The following is a 17,716-nucleotide window of genomic DNA, read 5'->3' on the forward strand; positions in this document are numbered from 1 at the left end:
ATTCACCCAACTCCGAAAACTCTGCGATTTCCTGCATCTTGTCTTTAATCTCTCGCGGCTTCAGCCCCAACAAGAGCGCACGAATCTTTATATTATCCCATCCCGACTGGTTCATTTCGAAACCTGTCGCAAACTCAAACATAGGACAAACATGCCCAGATGTTTGCGCGCTACCGGAAGTCGTAGGATAAATGCGAGCCATAACTTTCAGTAGAGTACTTTTACCAGCACCGTTCAACCCGATCAGGCCGACTCGCTCGCCCCGAGTAATTGAAAGATTAACATTGGAAAGTGCGTTAATTGTGTATTCTTGAGTATTAGACGCAGCAGGACGACGTAGAATAGTATTCCTTATTCTGCCTACCAAGTCAGTTCGCCCGGTAAATACGACGCTTGCATCTCGTAAAACTACAGAAATATCGCTCATAGCATATAAACCACTTTCTTATCCATTTTAGATGCAAGCACCAAGCAAACAAGCCACAGAAGCGATAGATAAGCAGCGCAAAACATATAATCCTGCTTCACTGCAAATGTCCCTTCCAGAATCGGGAATCTAATTACATCTACCAGGTAATACAGTGGATTATATTTGTAGACGAAATCCAGACCACGATCCTTGAGCATCGTAACGGGAAACATGATAGGCGTTACAAAAAACAGTACCTGAAAAATCCCCGTCAATGCATGGGGCAAATCTCTAAAACGAGCAGAGAGATATGCGCTAAGTGTGATGTGCCCCAAGCCAGCGATAAGAAGTATTCCAACACCGGGCAATGCGTACAGCCACCCCATGGGATTAAAGCGATCGAAGAACAACAAAGTCCCTGCCAAAGCGACGACACCAACTAACATCACTACAAACAGAGAAACCAGCACCCGAAACAAATATATTTGCTTCGGGAAAGAAAATTGTTTGATGTAACCTTCGGAACCTACACACGCATATCCGCCTTCGACGAAGGAAGAAACCAGGAATCCCCAAACTATCAAACCGCATGTGAGATAGGGAAGAAACTCTGCCATCGGTTGCTTAAGCAGTACTCCATAAACCACTCCTGCACCTAAAACCATCATTGCAAGGTTTATAAGTATCCATAGTGGCCCGATAGCTGACCTGCGGAAGCGAGCTTTGACGTCCTGCAGCCCCAGGTATAGCCATACACGCCATTCAAGAAGTGACTTTAATGCACCGGGTATAAAACTATTCTGACTGATCATCTAAAGCCTTTTTAGCTCAAGCACTATTAATTTACCGTTACGGGAAACTTCGTTGAAGCCCAGCTTTTCGTATAACTTAATCGCCCTGACGTTTTCTTCCAGAACTTCTAGAAATACACTCTCAAGCGCAAGCTGCTGCCAACACGTTTCAATCAACAGTTTGCAGCCTCGCTTGATATAACCTTTACCTGCGCCTTCGGGAGCAGCAAGAAAGCGTCCGACTTCGGCGCGCTTTCTCTGCAGATCCACGCCATAAACAGCGCATTGCCCAACCAACTCACCATCTGCCGCGATGACAAACACAAAATCATCAGACTTTTTTGAATAGGACTCGAACCACTTTACGTGACTGTCCCATTCAATGATGTTTGAGTTAATAAACCATCGGCGGTTTTCGTCTCGGTTTCTCCAGTTCAAGGTGGACTGTAAATCAGCCACCTCTAGTAAACGGATCTCGACGACTTCATCAGATGCTGAGTGGAGGGTAGGTTTCATTTTGCGTACTTGGCAACCAATTGAGATACGGTGTCAACATCGGCTTTACTGAGGCCCATGTGTACAGGGAGCGAAATAATTTCCTGGGACGCCACTGCCGCTTTAGGGCAGGTGCCATTACCATGCGCATACATACGATATTCCGTGTTATCACGGTAATGTACGCCTGGGTATACCTGGTGCTCATTGAGGGCCAGCATCAGTTCTTCACGGTTCTTGACGCGAATTTGCACCAAGTGAGTCGACGACTCACATTCTGGATTAATTTCAATAAAGCGTACTTTTTCGTTACCACCCAAGTTTTCGCGGTACCACTTGGCGAGTTGGCGACGGTATGCGTTATCACTATCCAGATATTTCAGCGCAACCAGGCCCATTACAGCCATAATCGAGTTGCCGTGGTATTTAAAGCCGACTTCTTCGACATCATACATCCACTTGTACGCGCCCTGAGAAGCGGTACGTGCGTAAGTATCCTTGTTGATACCCAACCAGCTCATCTTGCGTACACGCTCGTCATCTTCCGCGTTTTTGAAGCAGATCATGCCCGAGTCAGCTGTAGCCAGATTCTTCACTGCCTGGAAGCTGAACACGACAACGTCGGCTTCTGGACACACATGACGCCCATTGATGCGAGTACCCGACATGTGGGCAGCGTCAAGAATCAAAGCGATATTACGTGCTTTGCAGATTTCAAGGATCTTCGAGTACTGACCGACGTTGCCACCAATACCAACGAAAATCAGTGCCTTGGTCTTATCGGTAATGCGCTGCTCGACGCTAGCAGGATCCAGACACAGCGACTCATCGACATCTGCGAATACAGGCGTCAGGCCTGCACAGAGAATGGCGTGGTTGGTCGATACGAAAGTCAGCGGAGTAGTGATGACTTCTGCATCATCGCCCCATCCATTCTTTGTCTTGAGCAAGCGAAAAGCCAGCTCCAGACCTACGGTGTTCGACGAAAGAAAATGTGCGTGCGGCAGCCCGGTATAGGACTTCCATGCTTCTTCCATCTCAACAGTTTTAAAACCCAACCCAGTCCAGCCTTTCTCAAGACATTCACGAATACCTTCAAGGCATTCGTCGACACGAAATTTAGGTACAAACAGTTGAATTGCCATGTATTTAGCCTCGAATCACAAGTGCTGTGCGGTTTAAATTTTTATCCAATTACATCTTTCGCAGAATGGCCATAAAGCGCCTGGTCCGCTTGTACAATCAATGACTCTCGTGCTCCAAGAGGCGCTTGAGATATTTTCCGTAGCCATTTTTAATTAATGGCATGGCTAACGCGAGCAATTGATCATCCGATATCCATCCCTTGCGCCATGCCAACTCTTCAGGGCACGCGACTTTAAGGCCTTGCCGGTTTTCCAGGGTTGCAATGAAATGGCTCGCCTCAAGCAGAGACTCATGAGTCCCTGTATCCAGCCAGGCATATCCCCTTCCCATGATTTCTACGGAGAGGCTGTTACGCTCCAGATAGACGCGATTCACATCAGTGATTTCCAACTCGCCACGCTCAGAGGGTTTGATACTCTTGGCAATTTCCACGACGTTTGCATCGTAAAAATAGAGGCCTGTCACAGCGTAGCTGGATTTAGGCACCGATGGTTTTTCTTCCAGGCTGATAGCCTTGCCTGACTTGTCAAATTCGACTACGCCATAGCGCTCAGGATCATTTACATGATATGCAAAGACACTCGCACCACTGTCACGCTGCATGGCATTTGCCAAGAGTTCCTGGAAATCATGGCCATGATAGATATTGTCGCCCAGCACCAAAGCACACGCATTACCGTCGAGAAATTCCTCGCCAATAATAAATGCCTGGGCTAAACCATCCGGTGACGGCTGAACCGCATAACTTAGATTGACTCCCCACTTGGCACCGTCACCCAAAAGCTGCTCAAAGCGAGGGGTATCCTGTGGCGTGGAGATAATCAATATATCTCTGATCCCTGCCAGCATTAATGTGCTGAGAGGATAGTAAATCATCGGCTTATCAAAAACCGGAAGCAATTGCTTCGATATTGCGAGTGTTGCCGGATGCAGGCGCGTACCAGAACCACCCGCTAGAATTATACCTTTACGATACATAATCATCCCTGCCTAGCCATATCAGAAAGCGTTCTTTTTAAACAAGTCTTCCAATCTGGAATGTTTATATCGAACGCATTTTGAATTTTACTATTATTCAATCGTGAGCTTTTCGGCCTGACTGCTTTCGTCGGATACTCGGAACCACTCACAGGACGTATATCGTGTTCCGTGCAATTCAGAGGAATACCGAGACTCGACGCCTCAGACAGTAAATAACGGGCGTACTCATACCAACTCGCATACCCCGAAGACACCAAATGGTACGTCCCACTAAGAGACGCTGCATCCGTACTTTTGAGAACTCGATAAAGGCAAAGCACTGTAGTATCCGCGACGAGAGAAGCACTCGTAGGCGCACCAGTTTGATCATTAACGACCGAGAACTCTGACTTGGTTGCCGCAAGATTCAATATTGTTTTTGCGAAATTGTGCCCACGCGTGGAATACACCCAACTGGTTCTTAGCAAAAGATGATTGCAGCCACTAACTACAACGGCACCCTCGCCCAACGCTTTTGACCTGCCATATGCATTCAACGGGTCAGGGACATCAGTTTCACTGTATGGGAGCTCGGAACTCCCATTAAACACATAATCAGTCGAATAATGCACAAGCCACGCATCATTCTGTGCTGCGTAGTCGGCGAGCACTTTCACCAAATGAAAATTAATTGCCTGTGCATCTTCTTCGCAAGTCTCAGCCAACTCTACGGCGTTATAGGCAGCCGCATTGACAATAACGTCGGGGCGCTCCTGACGAAGATAATCCGACACAGCTTTTATATCAGCCAGGTCAAGTTTACTACGATCGCAAGCCACAACGTTTCCAAGCAAAGGCAGGGAGCGCTGTAACTCCCAGCCTACTTGCCCGTTACTTCCAAATAAAACAATTTTCTTCATGCGTACTGCCTGCTTACCCAATCACGATAAGCCCCGCTAGTGACATTACCTACCCATACCTGATTATTGAGATACCACTCGACCGTCTTTCGAATGCCAGTTTCAAATGTTTCAGCGGGTTTCCAACCCAATTCCCGCTCAAGTTTTCGAGCGTCAATTGCGTAACGACGGTCGTGGCCTGGACGATCGGTAACATAGGCGATCTGCTGGTGGTAAGGCTGGCCGTCAGCGCGAGGACGCAACTCATCGAGCAAACCACAAACGGTGTGGACGATGTCGAGATTTGGCTTCTCATTCCAGCCACCAACGTTGTAAGTCTCTCCGACCAATCCGGCTTCGAGTACACGGCGAATAGCACTGCAGTGGTCTTTGACGTATAGCCAGTCGCGAATTTGCTGGCCGTCGCCATATACAGGCAAAGACTTACCTGCAAGGGCGTTGACGATCATCAACGGAATAAGCTTTTCCGGAAAATGGTACGGGCCGTAGTTGTTCGAGCAGTTGGTCGTCAGAACAGGCAAACCATAGGTATGGTGGTAAGCACGCACCAAGTGGTCACTTGCAGCCTTGCTCGCCGAATAGGGACTGTTCGGTTCGTACTGATGGGTCTCGGTGAACGCAGGATCATCTTTTGCCAGCGACCCATAAACCTCATCCGTGGAAACGTGCAGGAAGCGGAACGCCTCTTTTGCGCCCAGCTCGAGTCCACCCCAATAAGCTCGCACGGCTTCCAATAGTCGGAATGTCCCGACAATATTGGTTTCGATGAAATCTTCCGGACCGTGAATTGAGCGATCGACGTGGGATTCAGCGGCGAAATTGAGAATTGCACGAGGCTGGTGCTCGTTTAACAAGCGCGTTACCAGCGCACTATCACCGATATCACCTTGCACAAATACATGCCGCACATCCCCGTCCAGACTCGCCAGGCTTTCCAGGTTCCCGGCATAGGTCAGCTTGTCCAGGTTGATCACCTGTTCATCCGACTGCGCCAGCCAGTCCAGTACAAAGTTCGCCCCGATAAACCCGGCACCGCCGGTGACTAAGATGGTCATAAATTTAGATCTTTTTCAGTAGAACAACGAGAATAAGCCCCAGATTTCCAAACAACGTCTGCCGGTATATACCGGCCCGCTGAAAGCCCAGGATTCTTGAAAAGAGTTTCTGAGTGCGTGCATCTTTGAATCGAGCCAGAGTCACTTGATGCTCAGGGCTCAAACGATGATACATCGCTTCAAGCGCATTGATGATCTGGTCGTTCCACCTGCAGAAACGACCTTGAAAAATCAAGGGTAAGCGCTTCAGGCGCGCAGACCAACCGGAGTTGCCACCAATCAGATTGTCGTCATGCTGACGGTAAAGAAGCATAGGCTCCGGATCGTAGTGAACCTCACCACCTGCTCCTGAAACAAGAAGGTAAGCCCACCAATCGTGGCATGGGACATCGACACGGTCGCCCGCCTCGAGCAACAGGTCGCGCGCTGCCCGGTTAAAGACCATGGTGTTGCCACCACCTATACTCTGAACCAATGCATTTGAAAAATGTGGAGGAAGACTAAAACGTGGTGAATACCCACACGAGACACCTGATTCACCAATTAGCTCGGTGCGGCCACAGTAGAGAGCCGGACTGGAATCGGGTACGCCCTCTAACCATGCAAGAGCCCTTTCGAGCTTCGCGCCCCTCCAGATGTCATCCTGATCCGACCAGGCAAAAAAATCTGCATCAATGTCTGTTCGGCAAGCCAAGGACAGGAAGTTGGCTACGAATCCTCTCTTGGGACCTTTCGACATGTGAACGCGATCCGCACCCATTTTGATTCGAAATGTTTGCAAAATATCCAGGGTGTTGTCTTGAGAGCCATCGTCGGAAACATAAAGCGTCCAATTGCGATACGTTTGACGTTCAAATGAGTCGAGTTGCTCAGCAAGAAATGATGCACCGTTGTATGTACACATAAGAATTGCGACATTCGCAATATGCTCGCCAGCTACCTGGACGGCATTATCTGTACCAAAACTCTGGCTGGAAACCGTCACAAAATCCCTCTTTGCACGAACCGTCGCCCAAAAAAGGCGCCCATCACTAATAAAAAAACATCCGATCTTTGCTTTTGCTCTTACCGTCCGATTGCGCATTCTACATCAATTGACGCGCCTCACACCCAAAAAAGCGACGACAACCACGGCGGCTCTAGCCCGTCGCCGAGCCAGACATAGCTGCATCGGAGAGATGTAAAACGGAAGATTAATACCTGATGACTGCGCAGGATTCCACAGGTGAAGAGCTGATGATCAGCGTGAAAAGACCTAGCAGAGATGCCATATAGCCATCAGCGAGGAAGCAGATTCGCAGGCAAAAGAATTAATAACGGCTGCTGAGGAGCTAAACCTGCGCCATCACTGAGCTTTTGAAAAACCTTAAAACACAAGCGCCCGCCCGTATGCAACTGAGCTATACGAGGACAATACGGAACAAATTCCGATCATCAACAGCAATAACAAATAACAACCTTTAACCGCCAAAACAAAGTATCAGCCTTTATTCCACACCAACATCATCACCCAACAAACAATGAAAAATAGTAACTTATCGCGAACCCGACGCCGACAATACCACGCGCTAAAAGAAAGCCTGAACAATTGCGAGCGACTCAACGAAAACCAACCTGATACAAAGGGAGTAGTTTCTCCCCCAACCAACTTGGCAATTAGCTGCACCTGATTAAACCACCAACCATTACTAATGGTTTTATATCGAGCAACCAAAGAGCGCAACCCGGTATTGGCGCCTACCTGATTACTTTCATGCTGGCGATAATCCATGGAAGGTACGGGATCAATGAACCATCGATACCCATGACTACGCGCATATGCGTAAAAAAACCAATCATGCAGACTGACGCCCTGCAAAGCATCCCAACTGCTTACCACCGACAGCTTAATCGACTCAAACAAACGTCTAGTCAAAACGTAAGTACAGCCTGGGCCAGCCGCTTCAAACAGATAATCCCATGCAACTTGGGGTTGCGCCTTATCCAGCAACCTTGTTTTACCATCCAGCCAGAAAGCCGTGACATTACTGGAGTATGCGTCAGCCCGTTGCCGCCCAAGCTGAGACACCGCACGGAGAAGCTTATCCGCGTACCAGACATCATCTTGATCAGATAAAGCAAAAAACTCAAAATTGCCGACATCAACATCGCGGATCAGTCGAAAGAAATTACGAGATGCACCACCAAATCGCCCAGCGGACGGCAACAGGATGACGTTCGGCAGATTAGTTGCAAGCGTCGCACACCAATCTTCAGTTCCATCTGTCGAGGGGTCCACGCTGATATATACAGTAACTTCAACCCCAGACTGCGCGAGAATCGAAGTCACCTGCTCTTCAATCCACCGCATTCCATTATACGCTGCTAGCAAAACCGCAACTTTTGGTAATTTTACAGTCATGCCATCCCACTTGTAGCGTTCAGCTCGGAAATCAACAAAATTAAACTGCAGTCAAACGAGAGTAGCTGCAGTCCGCCTCGGCTAGACAGAGACGACCCATTTCGATTGAGGAGCACAACTCTACGAATGAGATGCTCGACCCCTTAAGCAACATCATGAATCCTGGAGATAGCAGTGGCATGCGGTACAAGGCAGCCCTCTGGCGCGGAGTAGCAATCAAACAAGATGCTTACGCGACCGCTGGGAAAAACGCCCGAGAAACCAGCCGAGCACTGGACCGACAAGCATTCCGACCAACAGAGCCAAGACCACGAGCAGAGAGACCGGCAACCGCGGCATCGACCAGCCCAGAAACAATAGCGACACTGACTGCTGATTCTCCAGCACAAAGGCTAGAATTACTAACACCAGCAAAAGAACAAGAGCACCAAGAAGCACGCGCTTGAGGTTACGCATTTGCGCCTCCTTGATAATAAGTAGCGAAGATCAAACCCCCTCCTCCTCTTCCTCGTTCACACGATCACGCAACTCCTTGCCCGGCTTGAAGTGCGGCACGAACTTGCCATCCAGACTGACGGACTGACCTGTCTTAGGATTACGACCAACGCGTGGCGCACGGTAATGCAGGGAGAAGCTGCCGAATCCACGGATCTCGATACGATCACCGGTGGCGAGGCACTGAGACATTTGTTCAAGCATGGTCTTGATGGCCAGTTCCACATCCTTGGATGAGAGTAGCCCTTGATGGGTGACAATTCGTTCGATCAACTCCGACTTCGTCATATTTTTCCCTTCTTTTTCAAGCAGCTAGATCAGCGCTTGAAAGGTTTTAGCATGCCCGGAAGATTTTGAACAGCCCAGGGATTGACATATCTTTCCCGGGGTCAAAACGCCCATTTTCAGGGCACTCCAGTGGCGAGTCGGATCGCCGCTGCCCTAACGACACATCACCAGCATGGTCCGGGTCACGAAGCCCGCCGGATTAAAGCCAAACGGGTATTCGTCTTCATCTTTGGCATCGTCAGAACGGGTGATGACCTTATAGCCCTTGCCTTTACACTCCTTCGCTGCACGCTTCTGGCACTTTTCCCAACCGGAACCCAACCCGGAGCAATCGACCTCGATACCACTGACGCCGCGCACCGCATGGGTTTTCGCACTGGTGGTGCACCCTGCCAAGGCCAAAACCATTGCAACAACAAGTAACTTGTTCATCCACTTCCTTATGCCAGGCAAGCCTGACGACTAATGCTCAAGATCAAGCTTAGTCGCCAATAGGCGATTGATCCGATTAAAGAAACAGACCCACAGGCGAAGCCATTGGTTTCATGCACGGACGTACAAGAGCCAAATCGCAGGCATAAAAAAGGGCGACCGAAGTCGCCCTTTTTAATGATCAAGCAGAACTCAGTTCTGTTTGGCCATTGCTTGACGCAGCAGTGCCGCCATAGTGGTGTCAGCTGCTTCGCCTTCCGGAGCTGCTTTCAGGCTCTGGATGGCTTCTTTCTCTTCAGCGTCGTCTTTCGACTTGATCGAGAGCTGGATTACGCGGCTCTTGCGGTCAACGCTGATGATCTTGGCTTCAACTTCCTGGCCTTCTTTCAGAACGTTGCGCGCGTCTTCAACGCGGTCACGGCTGATTTCGGAGGCTTTCAGGGTAGCTTCGATGTCGTCGGCCAGAACGATGATGGCGCCTTTGGCGTCAACTTCTTTCACGGTACCGGTCACGATAGCGCCCTTGTCGTTAACCGAGACGTACTCGGAGAACGGATCGCTTTCCAGTTGCTTGATGCCCAGGGAGATGCGCTCGCGCTCTGGGTCAACCGACAGGATGACGGTGTCCAGCTCGTCGCCCTTCTTGAAACGACGTACGGCTTCTTCGCCCACTTCGTTCCAGGAGATGTCGGACAGGTGAACCAGACCGTCGATGCCGCCGTCCAGACCAATGAAGATACCGAAATCGGTGATCGACTTGATGGTGCCGGAGATCTTGTCGCCCTTGTTGAACTGGCCAGAGAAGTCTTCCCATGGGTTCGACTTGCACTGCTTGATGCCCAGGGAGATACGACGACGCTCTTCGTCGATGTCCAGAACCATGACTTCCACTTCGTCGCCGACTTGTACGACTTTCGAAGGGTGGATGTTCTTGTTGGTCCAGTCCATTTCCGAAACGTGTACCAGACCTTCAACGCCTTCTTCCAGCTCAGCGAAGCAGCCGTAGTCGGTCAGGTTGGTTACACGAGCGGTAACGCGAGTGCCTTCTGGGTAACGGGCTTTGATAGCAACCCATGGATCTTCGCCCAGTTGCTTCAGGCCCAGGGAAACACGGTTGCGTTCGCGATCGTATTTCAGAACCTTGACGTCGATTTCGTCACCAACGTTGACGATCTCGGAAGGATGCTTGATGCGCTTCCAGGCCATGTCGGTGATGTGCAGCAGGCCGTCCACGCCACCCAGATCGACGAATGCGCCGTAATCGGTGAGGTTTTTGACAATACCTTTGACTTGCTGGCCTTCCTGCAGGGATTCCAGCAGAGCTTCACGCTCGGCGGAGTTCTCGGCTTCGAGGACGCTGCGACGGGAAACGACAACGTTGTTGCGCTTCTGGTCCAGCTTGATGACCTTGAATTCCAGCTCTTTGCCTTCCAGGTGCGTGGTGTCGCGCACTGGACGGACGTCAACCAGGGAACCTGGCAGGAACGCACGGATGCCGTTAACGTCGACAGTGAAGCCGCCTTTAACCTTACCGTTGATAACGCCCTTGACCACTTCCTCGGCTGCGAAGGCTGCTTCCAGAACGATCCAGCATTCAGCGCGCTTGGCTTTTTCACGGGACAGCTTGGTTTCGCCAAAGCCGTCTTCAACCGAATCCAGAGCAACGTGAACTTCATCACCAACGTTGATGTTCAGTTCGCCAGCATCGTTGTAGAACTGCTCAAGCGGGATGAGTGCTTCAGACTTCAGACCAGCGTGAACGGTTACCCAGCGAGCCTGGTAATCGATATCAACGATAACACCGGTGATGATGGAGCCTGCCTGAAGGTTCAGGGTTTTCAGGCTTTCTTCAAAGAGTTCCGCAAAGCTTTCGCTCATTTTAATTCCTGTAGATGAGGGCGAAGTAAACGCCCATCTCCACACCCCAGACGGTGTGGGTTAGTTTCATTTAAAAGAAGCACCGCAGGACTATGACTGGTCCCCTGCGACCTTCTTGGTCACCCGGCGATATCGCGAATGGCGATCTCGCTCATGATGCGTTCAAGCACCTGATCGATGGAAAGCTCCGTTGAATCCAGCTGAATCGCGTCGCCCGCCGGCTTGAGCGGGGCTACTGCGCGCTGGGTGTCACGCTCATCGCGTGCACGGATCTCATCTAGCAGACTCGACAGACTAACACCCTCGACTTTGCCCTTCAACTGCAAATATCGACGGCGCGCCCGCTCCTCGGCACTGGCGGTGAGGAAAATCTTCAGTGGTGCATCCGGAAAAACCACCGTGCCCATGTCGCGGCCGTCGGCCACCAGGCCCGGCGCTTCCTGGAAAGCACGCTGGCGCTGCAGCAGCGCCTCGCGCACAGCGGGCAGCGCAGCCACTTGCGAGGCGCCGGAACCGACACTTTCGGTGCGAATGACATCGCTGACTTCGTCGCCTTCGAGAATGATCCGCTGCAGCTGACCTTCGGTCGCGGCGATGAACTGCACATCCAGATGAGCGGCCAATGTCTTCAGCAGCTCTTCATTGGTCAGGTCGACGCCGTGGTTATGCGCAGCAAATGCAAGCAAACGATAAAGCGCACCGGAATCCAGCAGGTTCCAGCCCAGACGCTTGGCCAGAATCCCGGCGACCGTGCCTTTGCCGGAGCCGCTTGGCCCATCGATGGTGATGACCGGTGCAATGTTTTTCACGACTGAGCCTCTTGTGCCACACGAATACCGACTTGCCCGCACAGCGCGAGGAAGTTGGGGAACGAGGTCGCGACGTTGGCGCAATCATGGATGCGGATCGGTGCGGTAGCGCGCAACGAGGCGACGCTGAAGGCCATGGCGATACGGTGGTCGCCGTGACCGTGCACTTCACCGCCGCCGATCTGGCCGCCGTCGATGATGATGCCGTCCGGGGTCGGTTCGCACTTGACGCCCAGCGCCAGCAAGCCGTCCGCCATGACCTGAATCCGGTCGGATTCCTTGACCCGCAGCTCTTCTGCGCCGGTGAGCACGGTACGCCCTTCGGCGCACGCAGCCGCAACAAACAGGACCGGGAATTCGTCGATCGCCAGCGGCACCAGCGCTTCCGGAATCTCGATACCCTTGAGTTTAGCTGCCCGCACGCGCAAGTCAGCCACTGGCTCGCCGCCGACTTCACGCTGGTTTTCCAGAGTGATATCGGCGCCCATCAGACGCAGGATATCGATCACGCCAGTACGGGTCGGGTTGATGCCGACGTGCTCCAGCACCAGCTCGGAACCCTCGGCGATCGAGGCTGCAACCAGGAAGAACGCCGACGACGAAATATCGCCCGGCACTTCGATGTGAGTCGCGGTGAGCTTGCCGCCGGACTCGACCGAAGCCGTGGCGCCGTCAACGCTGACCGGGTAGCCGAAGCCACGCAGCATGCGCTCGGTGTGATCGCGGGTCGGTGCCGGCTCGGTCACCGTGGTCTTGCCTTCAGCATAGAGACCGGCAAGCAGCAGGCAGGATTTCACCTGGGCACTGGCCATCGGCATGGTGTAGGTCAGACCCTTGAGCTTGTGACCACCGCGAATGGTCATCGGTGGACGACCTTCGGCAGCCGTTTCGATCACGGCGCCCATTTCTCGCAGTGGGTTAGCCACGCGATTCATCGGACGCTTGGACAGCGAAGCGTCGCCGGTCAAGGTGCTGTCGAAGTTCTGCGCCGCCAGCAGGCCAGAGAGCAGACGCATCGAGGTGCCGGAGTTGCCCAGATAGATCGGGCCCGGCGCAGGTTTCAGGCCGTGCAGACCAACACCGTGGATAGTCACGCGGCCGTGGTGCGGGCCTTCGATGACCACGCCCATGTCGCGGAATGCCTGCAAGGTCGCCAGGGCGTCTTCGCCCTCAAGGAAGCCTTCGACTTCGGTGACGCCTTCGGCCAGCGAGCCGAGCATGATCGAACGGTGGGAAATCGATTTGTCACCCGGTACGCGAATCCGACCGGACAGGCGGCCACCAGGTTGAGCCAGGAAGATCAGATCGTTGGAATTCATAGCGTCCACATAGGCCCTGCGGGCCAGGATTTTACTGAAATGCTCGCGGGCAACCCGGGCGCGCGTGAAAACGCCCAACAATTGGTGCCCATCCCCTGCATCGACCGCGTCGCGCAAGGCGTCGAGGTCGCTGCGAAATGTATCGAGTGTGCGCAGGACAGCCTCGCGGTTGGCGAGGAAGATGTCGTGCCACATCACCGGGTCGCTTCCGGCGATTCTTGTGAAATCGCGAAAACCACCGGCAGCGTAACGGAAGATCTCCAGATTTTCATTGCGCTTGGCCAACGAATCGACCAGACCGAAGGCCAGCAGGTGCGGCAGATGACTGGTCGCGGCGAGGACTTCGTCGTGCCGCTCGACCTGCATGTGCTCGACATCCGCGCCCAGTTCGCGCCACAGGCGATCGACCAGCGCCAGCGCGGCAGGATCGGTCTGCTCGAGCGGCGTCAGGATCACCTTGTGCCGGCGGAACAGCTCGGCATTCGAAGCTTCCACCCCGCTCTGCTCGGAACCGGCAATCGGGTGCCCGGGGACGAAACGTGCCGGCATGCCGCCGAACGCTTCGGTCGCCGCGCGCACTACGTTGCCTTTGGCGCTGCCGACATCCGTAAGAATCGCCTGCCCCAGATCCATGACAGCCAGACGCGCGAGCAGTTTTTCCATGGCCAGAATCGGCACAGCCAGCTGAATCACATCGGCACCGACGCAAGCCGCCGCCAAGTCGTCTTCGCAGCGATCGACCACACCCAATTCGACCGCGAGCTTGCGCGATTGCGGGTCGAGATCAACGCCGACCACTTCACGGCACAGGCCGCTTTCACGCAAACCCTTGGCAAACGAACCACCGATCAACCCCAGACCGACCACCACAAGGCGACCGATCATAGGTGCAGCAGGTTGCAGCGCAGTGACATCAACCACGAGCCAGAACCTTGCGCAGCGCTTCGAGGAAACGGCTGTTTTCTGCCGGCAGACCGATGGTCACCCGCAGGTGGTTCGGCATGCCGTAATTGGCCACCGGACGCACGATCACGCCTTCGCGCAGCAAGCCCTGAAAAATCGGCGCCGCGACCACGCCGAGATCGACGCAGATGAAGTTGCCTTTGGACTCGATCCAGCCCAGCCCCAACTCACGGAAACCCGCCTGCAACTGGTGCATGCCGGATTCGTTGAGCTGACGGCTTTGCGCCAGATATTCCTCGTCCTTCAGCGCCGCACACGCCGCCGCCAACGCGAGACTGTTGACGTTGAATGGCTGGCGAACGCGGTTCAGCACGTCTGCCACCACAGGCGTCGACAAGCCATAACCGACGCGCAGCGCGGCCAGACCATAGGCCTTGGAGAAGGTGCGCGACACCAGCAGGTTCGGGTACGCCGCGAGGAAGTCGAGACCGTCCGGCAAATCGCTGCCTTCGGCGTACTCGATGTAAGCCTCGTCGAGGACTACCAGCACATGCTCGGGAACGTCCTGCAGGAATTCGTCCAGCGCTTCTGCGCCGAACCAGGTGCCGGTCGGGTTGTTCGGGTTGGCGATGAACACCACGCGGGTGTTGGCATCGATGGCCGCAAGCATCGCCGGCAGGTCATGGCCCCAGTCTTTGGCTGGAACGACTTTGGCCTGCGCACCGACAGCTTGGGTAGCAATCGGATACACAGCGAATGCATGTTCGCTGAACACCGCGTTCAGGCCCGGCGCCAGATAGGCACGCGCAACCAGCTCAAGAATATCGTTGGAGCCATTGCCCAGCGTGACCTGATTCAGCTCGACGCGGCACTGCTCGGCGAGCAGCGACTTCAGGGCGAAACCATTGCCGTCCGGGTAGCGGGTCAGCTCGGCCAGCTCTTCGCGAATCGCCGCCAATGCCTTCGGGCTGGCGCCCAATGGGTTTTCGTTGCTCGCCAGTTTGACGATCTTTGCCGGATCCAGATCCAGCTCGCGCGCCAGTTCGTCCACAGGCTTGCCCGGAACGTACGGCGAAAGTTGTTGCACGCCCGGCTGTGCCAGAGCGAGGAAGTTGCCACTCATTTGCTACCGCCCCTTAGAGAACTGCTTTCGGGTAGGAACCCAGCACTTTGAGTGCTACTGCTTCCTGACTGATCTTTTCCAGCACACCTTTGATCAACGGATCACGGTGGTGGCCGACGAAGTCGATGAAGAACACGTAAGTCCATTTACCGCTGCGCGACGGACGGGTTTCGATGCGGGTCAGGTCGATGCCATTGTCATGGAACGGCACCAGCAGCTCGTGGAGCGCGCCGGGCTTGTTGCTCATCGACACGATGATCGAGGTCTTGTCGTCGCCGGTCGGCGGCACTTCCTGGTTACCGATCATCAGGAAGCGCGTCGAGTTGTCCGGGCGATCTTCGATCTTCTCGGCCAGGCGCGTCAGGCCATACAGCCCTGCCGCCATGTCACCAGCGATCGCTGCCGAATTCCACTCACCCTTGACCCGCTTGGCCGCTTCGGCGTTGCTCGACACCGCGACGCGTTCGACATTCGGGTAATGCGCGTCCAGCCACTTGCGGCACTGAGCCAGCGACTGCGCGTGGGAATAGATGCGGCTGATGCTGTCGGTCTTGGTGTTTTCGCCGACCAGCAAATGATGGTGGATGCGCAGCTCGACTTCGCCACAGATCACCATGTCGTGCTCGAGGAAGCTGTCCAGCGTGTGGTTGACCGCGCCTTCGGTGGAGTTTTCCACCGGCACCACGCCGAAATTCACCGCACCGGCGGCGACTTCACGGAACACTTCATCGATCGCTGCCATCGGTTTGCTGATCACCGCGTGACCGAAATGCTTCATCGCGGCAGCCTGGGTGAAGGTGCCTTCAGGACCGAGGTAAGCCACTTTCAGTGGCTGCTCCAGCGCCAGGCACGACGACATGATTTCGCGGAACAGCCGCGCCATTTCTTCGTTGCCCAGCGGCCCCTGATTGCGCTCCATAACCCGCTTGAGCACCTGAGCTTCGCGCTCGGGACGATAGAACACCGGCACTTCGCCTTCGGCCAGCGAGGCCATCTTCACGCGGGCGACTTCCTGGGCGCAACGCGCACGCTCACTGATCAGCTCGAGGACTTTGGTGTCCAGAGCGTCGATGCGAACGCGCAGTGCCTTGAGTTCTTGCTCGGACATCAGCCGTGTTCCTTCTCGAATTCCGCCATGTACGCCACCAGCGCGTTGACCGCAGTGATGTCGACGGCGTTGTAGATGGAGGCGCGCATGCCGCCAACCGAGCGGTGGCCCTTGAGGTTGAGCAGACCGCGCTCGTCGGCACCGGCGAGGAACGGCTTGTCCAGACGATCATCAGCCAGACGAAACGGCACGTTCATCCACGAGCGATCCGACTTGTTGATCGGGTTGCTGTAGAGGCCGCTGGCATCGATGAAGTCGTACAGCGTGCGCTGCTTGACGTCGTTGAGTTTGGCGATCGCTTCAACGCCGCCCTGCTCTTTCAGCCATTGGAACACCAGACCGGACAGGTACCAGGCCAGCGTCGGCGGGGTGTTGTACATCGAGCCATTATCGGCCGCGACCTTGTAGTTGAGCATGGTCGGGCACAGCGAGCGCGCTTTGCCGAGCAGGTCTTCGCGGATGATGTTGACGACGATGCCGCTCGGGCCGATGTTCTTCTGCGCGCCGGCGTAGATCATGCCGAAACGCGAAATATCGACCGGGCGCGAGAGGATGTCGGAAGACATGTCGGCGACCAGCGGCACGTCACCGGTTTGCGGGATCCACTGGAATTCCAGACCGCCGATGGTTTCGTTCGGCGCGTAGTGAACGTACGCGGCGTCTTTCGACAGGTTCCACTCGTTCTGCCCGGGGATGGCGAAATAGTCGTAAGGCTTGGCAGTGGCAGCAACGTTGACGTGGCCATAGCGCGAGGCTTCTTCGATGGCTTTCTGCGACCAGATACCTGTGTCGATGTAGTCGGCCGAGCCGCCTTCAGGCAACAGGTTCAACGGGATCTGCGCGAACTGCTGGCTGGCGCCGCCCTGCAGAAACAGCACTTTGTAGTCCGACGGGATATTCAGCAGGTCACGCAGATCCTGCTCGGCCTGGGTGGCAATGGACACGAACTCATCGCTGCGATGGCTCATTTCCATGACCGACAGACCCTTGCCGTGCCAATCAAGGAGTTCACCCTGGGCGCGCTGCAGGACAGCTTCAGGCAGCGCCGCCGGACCGGCGCAGAAGTTATAGGCTCGCTTGCTCACATCCAATCTCGCTCTGATTTGGTGGTCACTTGAATCTTCTGGTTTGCGGCTGATCGTTCCCACGCTCCGCGTGGGAATGCATCCAATGACGCTCTGCGT

General features: G+C 54.2%; 18 protein-coding genes. All 18 read right to left on the reverse strand.

Translation table 11 applies throughout. The annotated features are described in order from the left end of the window. Positions 1 to 427, reverse strand: a 427-nt coding sequence (locus F8N49_RS14390; RefSeq protein ID WP_151551801.1) for an ATP-binding cassette domain-containing protein, incomplete at its 3' end; no start/stop codon positions are given. Then, positions 424 to 1,221, reverse strand: coding sequence for an ABC transporter permease (locus F8N49_RS14395; protein ID WP_151551802.1), 798 nt, complete (start codon positions 1,219 to 1,221; stop codon positions 424 to 426). The genes F8N49_RS14390 and F8N49_RS14395, both read right to left, overlap by 4 nt. Beyond that, the gene (locus tag F8N49_RS14400) at positions 1,222 to 1,716 is read right to left on the reverse strand and encodes a GNAT family N-acetyltransferase (protein ID WP_071173162.1); all 495 of its coding nucleotides are present in this window, start codon (positions 1,714 to 1,716) and stop codon (positions 1,222 to 1,224) included. After that, on the reverse strand, positions 1,713 to 2,840 hold the full coding sequence (locus F8N49_RS14405) for a DegT/DnrJ/EryC1/StrS aminotransferase family protein (RefSeq protein ID WP_151551803.1): 1,128 nt from the start codon (positions 2,838 to 2,840) through the stop codon (positions 1,713 to 1,715). The genes F8N49_RS14400 and F8N49_RS14405 overlap by 4 nt, the downstream gene beginning before the upstream one ends. Before the next feature lie 97 nt (positions 2,841 to 2,937). Continuing rightward, on the reverse strand, positions 2,938 to 3,819 hold the full coding sequence (gene rfbA / locus F8N49_RS14410) for a glucose-1-phosphate thymidylyltransferase RfbA (RefSeq protein ID WP_071173227.1): 882 nt from the start codon (positions 3,817 to 3,819) through the stop codon (positions 2,938 to 2,940). A gap of 2 nt (positions 3,820 to 3,821) precedes the next feature. Then, entirely contained in the window at positions 3,822 to 4,721 is a 900-nt protein-coding gene (gene rfbD / locus F8N49_RS14415) for a dTDP-4-dehydrorhamnose reductase (protein ID WP_083387033.1), read from the reverse strand. Then, positions 4,718 to 5,776, reverse strand: a complete 1,059-nt coding sequence (gene rfbB, locus F8N49_RS14420; protein ID WP_071173165.1) for a dTDP-glucose 4,6-dehydratase — start codon at positions 5,774 to 5,776, stop codon at positions 4,718 to 4,720. Before rfbB ends, rfbD begins: the two co-directional genes overlap by 4 nt. Before the next feature lie 4 nt (positions 5,777 to 5,780). Next, a complete protein-coding gene (locus F8N49_RS14425; protein ID WP_071173228.1) occupies positions 5,781 to 6,680 on the reverse strand; it encodes a glycosyltransferase family 2 protein in 900 nt (299 codons plus the stop codon). A 576-nt stretch (positions 6,681 to 7,256) separates the two neighbouring features. Further along, positions 7,257 to 8,177: a glycosyltransferase gene (locus tag F8N49_RS14430; RefSeq protein WP_151551804.1), complete on the reverse strand. Its 921-nt coding sequence runs from the start codon at positions 8,175 to 8,177 to the stop codon at positions 7,257 to 7,259. A gap of 216 nt (positions 8,178 to 8,393) precedes the next feature. Then, a complete protein-coding gene (locus F8N49_RS14435) occupies positions 8,394 to 8,633 on the reverse strand; it encodes a lipopolysaccharide assembly protein LapA domain-containing protein (RefSeq protein ID WP_151551805.1) in 240 nt (79 codons plus the stop codon). Between the two features lie 30 nt (positions 8,634 to 8,663). Beyond that, positions 8,664 to 8,960 (reverse strand): integration host factor subunit beta, encoded by a 297-nt coding sequence (ihfB, locus tag F8N49_RS14440; protein ID WP_003189779.1) that lies wholly within the window; start codon positions 8,958 to 8,960, stop codon positions 8,664 to 8,666. Between the two features lie 153 nt (positions 8,961 to 9,113). Further along, positions 9,114 to 9,392: a hypothetical protein gene (locus tag F8N49_RS14445; RefSeq protein ID WP_071173168.1), complete on the reverse strand. Its 279-nt coding sequence runs from the start codon at positions 9,390 to 9,392 to the stop codon at positions 9,114 to 9,116. 192 nt (positions 9,393 to 9,584) lie between these two features. Then, complete coding sequence (gene rpsA / locus F8N49_RS14450; RefSeq protein WP_016770920.1) at positions 9,585 to 11,270, reverse strand: 30S ribosomal protein S1; 1,686 nt, start codon at positions 11,268 to 11,270, stop codon at positions 9,585 to 9,587. A 119-nt stretch (positions 11,271 to 11,389) separates the two neighbouring features. Further along, positions 11,390 to 12,079: a (d)CMP kinase gene (gene cmk, locus F8N49_RS14455; RefSeq protein ID WP_151551806.1), complete on the reverse strand. Its 690-nt coding sequence runs from the start codon at positions 12,077 to 12,079 to the stop codon at positions 11,390 to 11,392. Further along, the gene (locus tag F8N49_RS14460; RefSeq protein ID WP_041478484.1) at positions 12,076 to 14,283 is read right to left on the reverse strand and encodes a bifunctional prephenate dehydrogenase/3-phosphoshikimate 1-carboxyvinyltransferase; all 2,208 of its coding nucleotides are present in this window, start codon (positions 14,281 to 14,283) and stop codon (positions 12,076 to 12,078) included. The genes cmk and F8N49_RS14460 overlap by 4 nt, the downstream gene beginning before the upstream one ends. A 28-nt stretch (positions 14,284 to 14,311) precedes the next feature. Continuing rightward, a complete protein-coding gene (hisC, locus tag F8N49_RS14465) occupies positions 14,312 to 15,424 on the reverse strand; it encodes a histidinol-phosphate transaminase (protein WP_071173169.1) in 1,113 nt (370 codons plus the stop codon). Positions 15,425 to 15,437: 13 nt separating this feature from the next. After that, the gene (gene pheA, locus F8N49_RS14470) at positions 15,438 to 16,532 is read right to left on the reverse strand and encodes a prephenate dehydratase (RefSeq protein ID WP_016770924.1); all 1,095 of its coding nucleotides are present in this window, start codon (positions 16,530 to 16,532) and stop codon (positions 15,438 to 15,440) included. Next, the gene (gene serC / locus F8N49_RS14475; protein WP_151551807.1) at positions 16,532 to 17,617 is read right to left on the reverse strand and encodes a 3-phosphoserine/phosphohydroxythreonine transaminase; all 1,086 of its coding nucleotides are present in this window, start codon (positions 17,615 to 17,617) and stop codon (positions 16,532 to 16,534) included. The genes pheA and serC overlap by 1 nt, the downstream gene beginning before the upstream one ends. Positions 17,618 to 17,716 lie beyond the last annotated feature (99 nt).

Source organism: Pseudomonas sp. GXM4, from assembly GCF_008923895.1.
Taxonomy (GTDB): domain Bacteria; phylum Pseudomonadota; class Gammaproteobacteria; order Pseudomonadales; family Pseudomonadaceae; genus Aquipseudomonas; species Aquipseudomonas atacamensis.

Coding starts and splice junctions, on each gene's coding strand:
- F8N49_RS14445 (WP_071173168.1), bottom strand. CDS start 9,392: ATGAACAAGTTACTTGTTGTTGCAATGGTTTTGGCCTTGGCAGGGTGC.
- F8N49_RS14425 (WP_071173228.1), bottom strand. CDS start 6,680: ATGTGTACATACAACGGTGCATCATTTCTTGCTGAGCAACTCGACTCA.
- F8N49_RS14435 (WP_151551805.1), bottom strand. CDS start 8,633: ATGCGTAACCTCAAGCGCGTGCTTCTTGGTGCTCTTGTTCTTTTGCTG.
- F8N49_RS14460 (WP_041478484.1), bottom strand. CDS start 14,283: ATGATCGGTCGCCTTGTGGTGGTCGGTCTGGGGTTGATCGGTGGTTCG.
- F8N49_RS14430 (WP_151551804.1), bottom strand. CDS start 8,177: ATGACTGTAAAATTACCAAAAGTTGCGGTTTTGCTAGCAGCGTATAAT.
- rpsA (WP_016770920.1), bottom strand. CDS start 11,270: ATGAGCGAAAGCTTTGCGGAACTCTTTGAAGAAAGCCTGAAAACCCTG.
- pheA (WP_016770924.1), bottom strand. CDS start 16,532: ATGTCCGAGCAAGAACTCAAGGCACTGCGCGTTCGCATCGACGCTCTG.
- rfbA (WP_071173227.1), bottom strand. CDS start 3,819: ATGTATCGTAAAGGTATAATTCTAGCGGGTGGTTCTGGTACGCGCCTG.
- F8N49_RS14395 (WP_151551802.1), bottom strand. CDS start 1,221: ATGATCAGTCAGAATAGTTTTATACCCGGTGCATTAAAGTCACTTCTT.
- hisC (WP_071173169.1), bottom strand. CDS start 15,424: ATGAGTGGCAACTTCCTCGCTCTGGCACAGCCGGGCGTGCAACAACTT.
- rfbD (WP_083387033.1), bottom strand. CDS start 4,721: ATGAAGAAAATTGTTTTATTTGGAAGTAACGGGCAAGTAGGCTGGGAG.
- rfbB (WP_071173165.1), bottom strand. CDS start 5,776: ATGACCATCTTAGTCACCGGCGGTGCCGGGTTTATCGGGGCGAACTTT.
- ihfB (WP_003189779.1), bottom strand. CDS start 8,960: ATGACGAAGTCGGAGTTGATCGAACGAATTGTCACCCATCAAGGGCTA.
- F8N49_RS14405 (WP_151551803.1), bottom strand. CDS start 2,840: ATGGCAATTCAACTGTTTGTACCTAAATTTCGTGTCGACGAATGCCTT.
- F8N49_RS14400 (WP_071173162.1), bottom strand. CDS start 1,716: ATGAAACCTACCCTCCACTCAGCATCTGATGAAGTCGTCGAGATCCGT.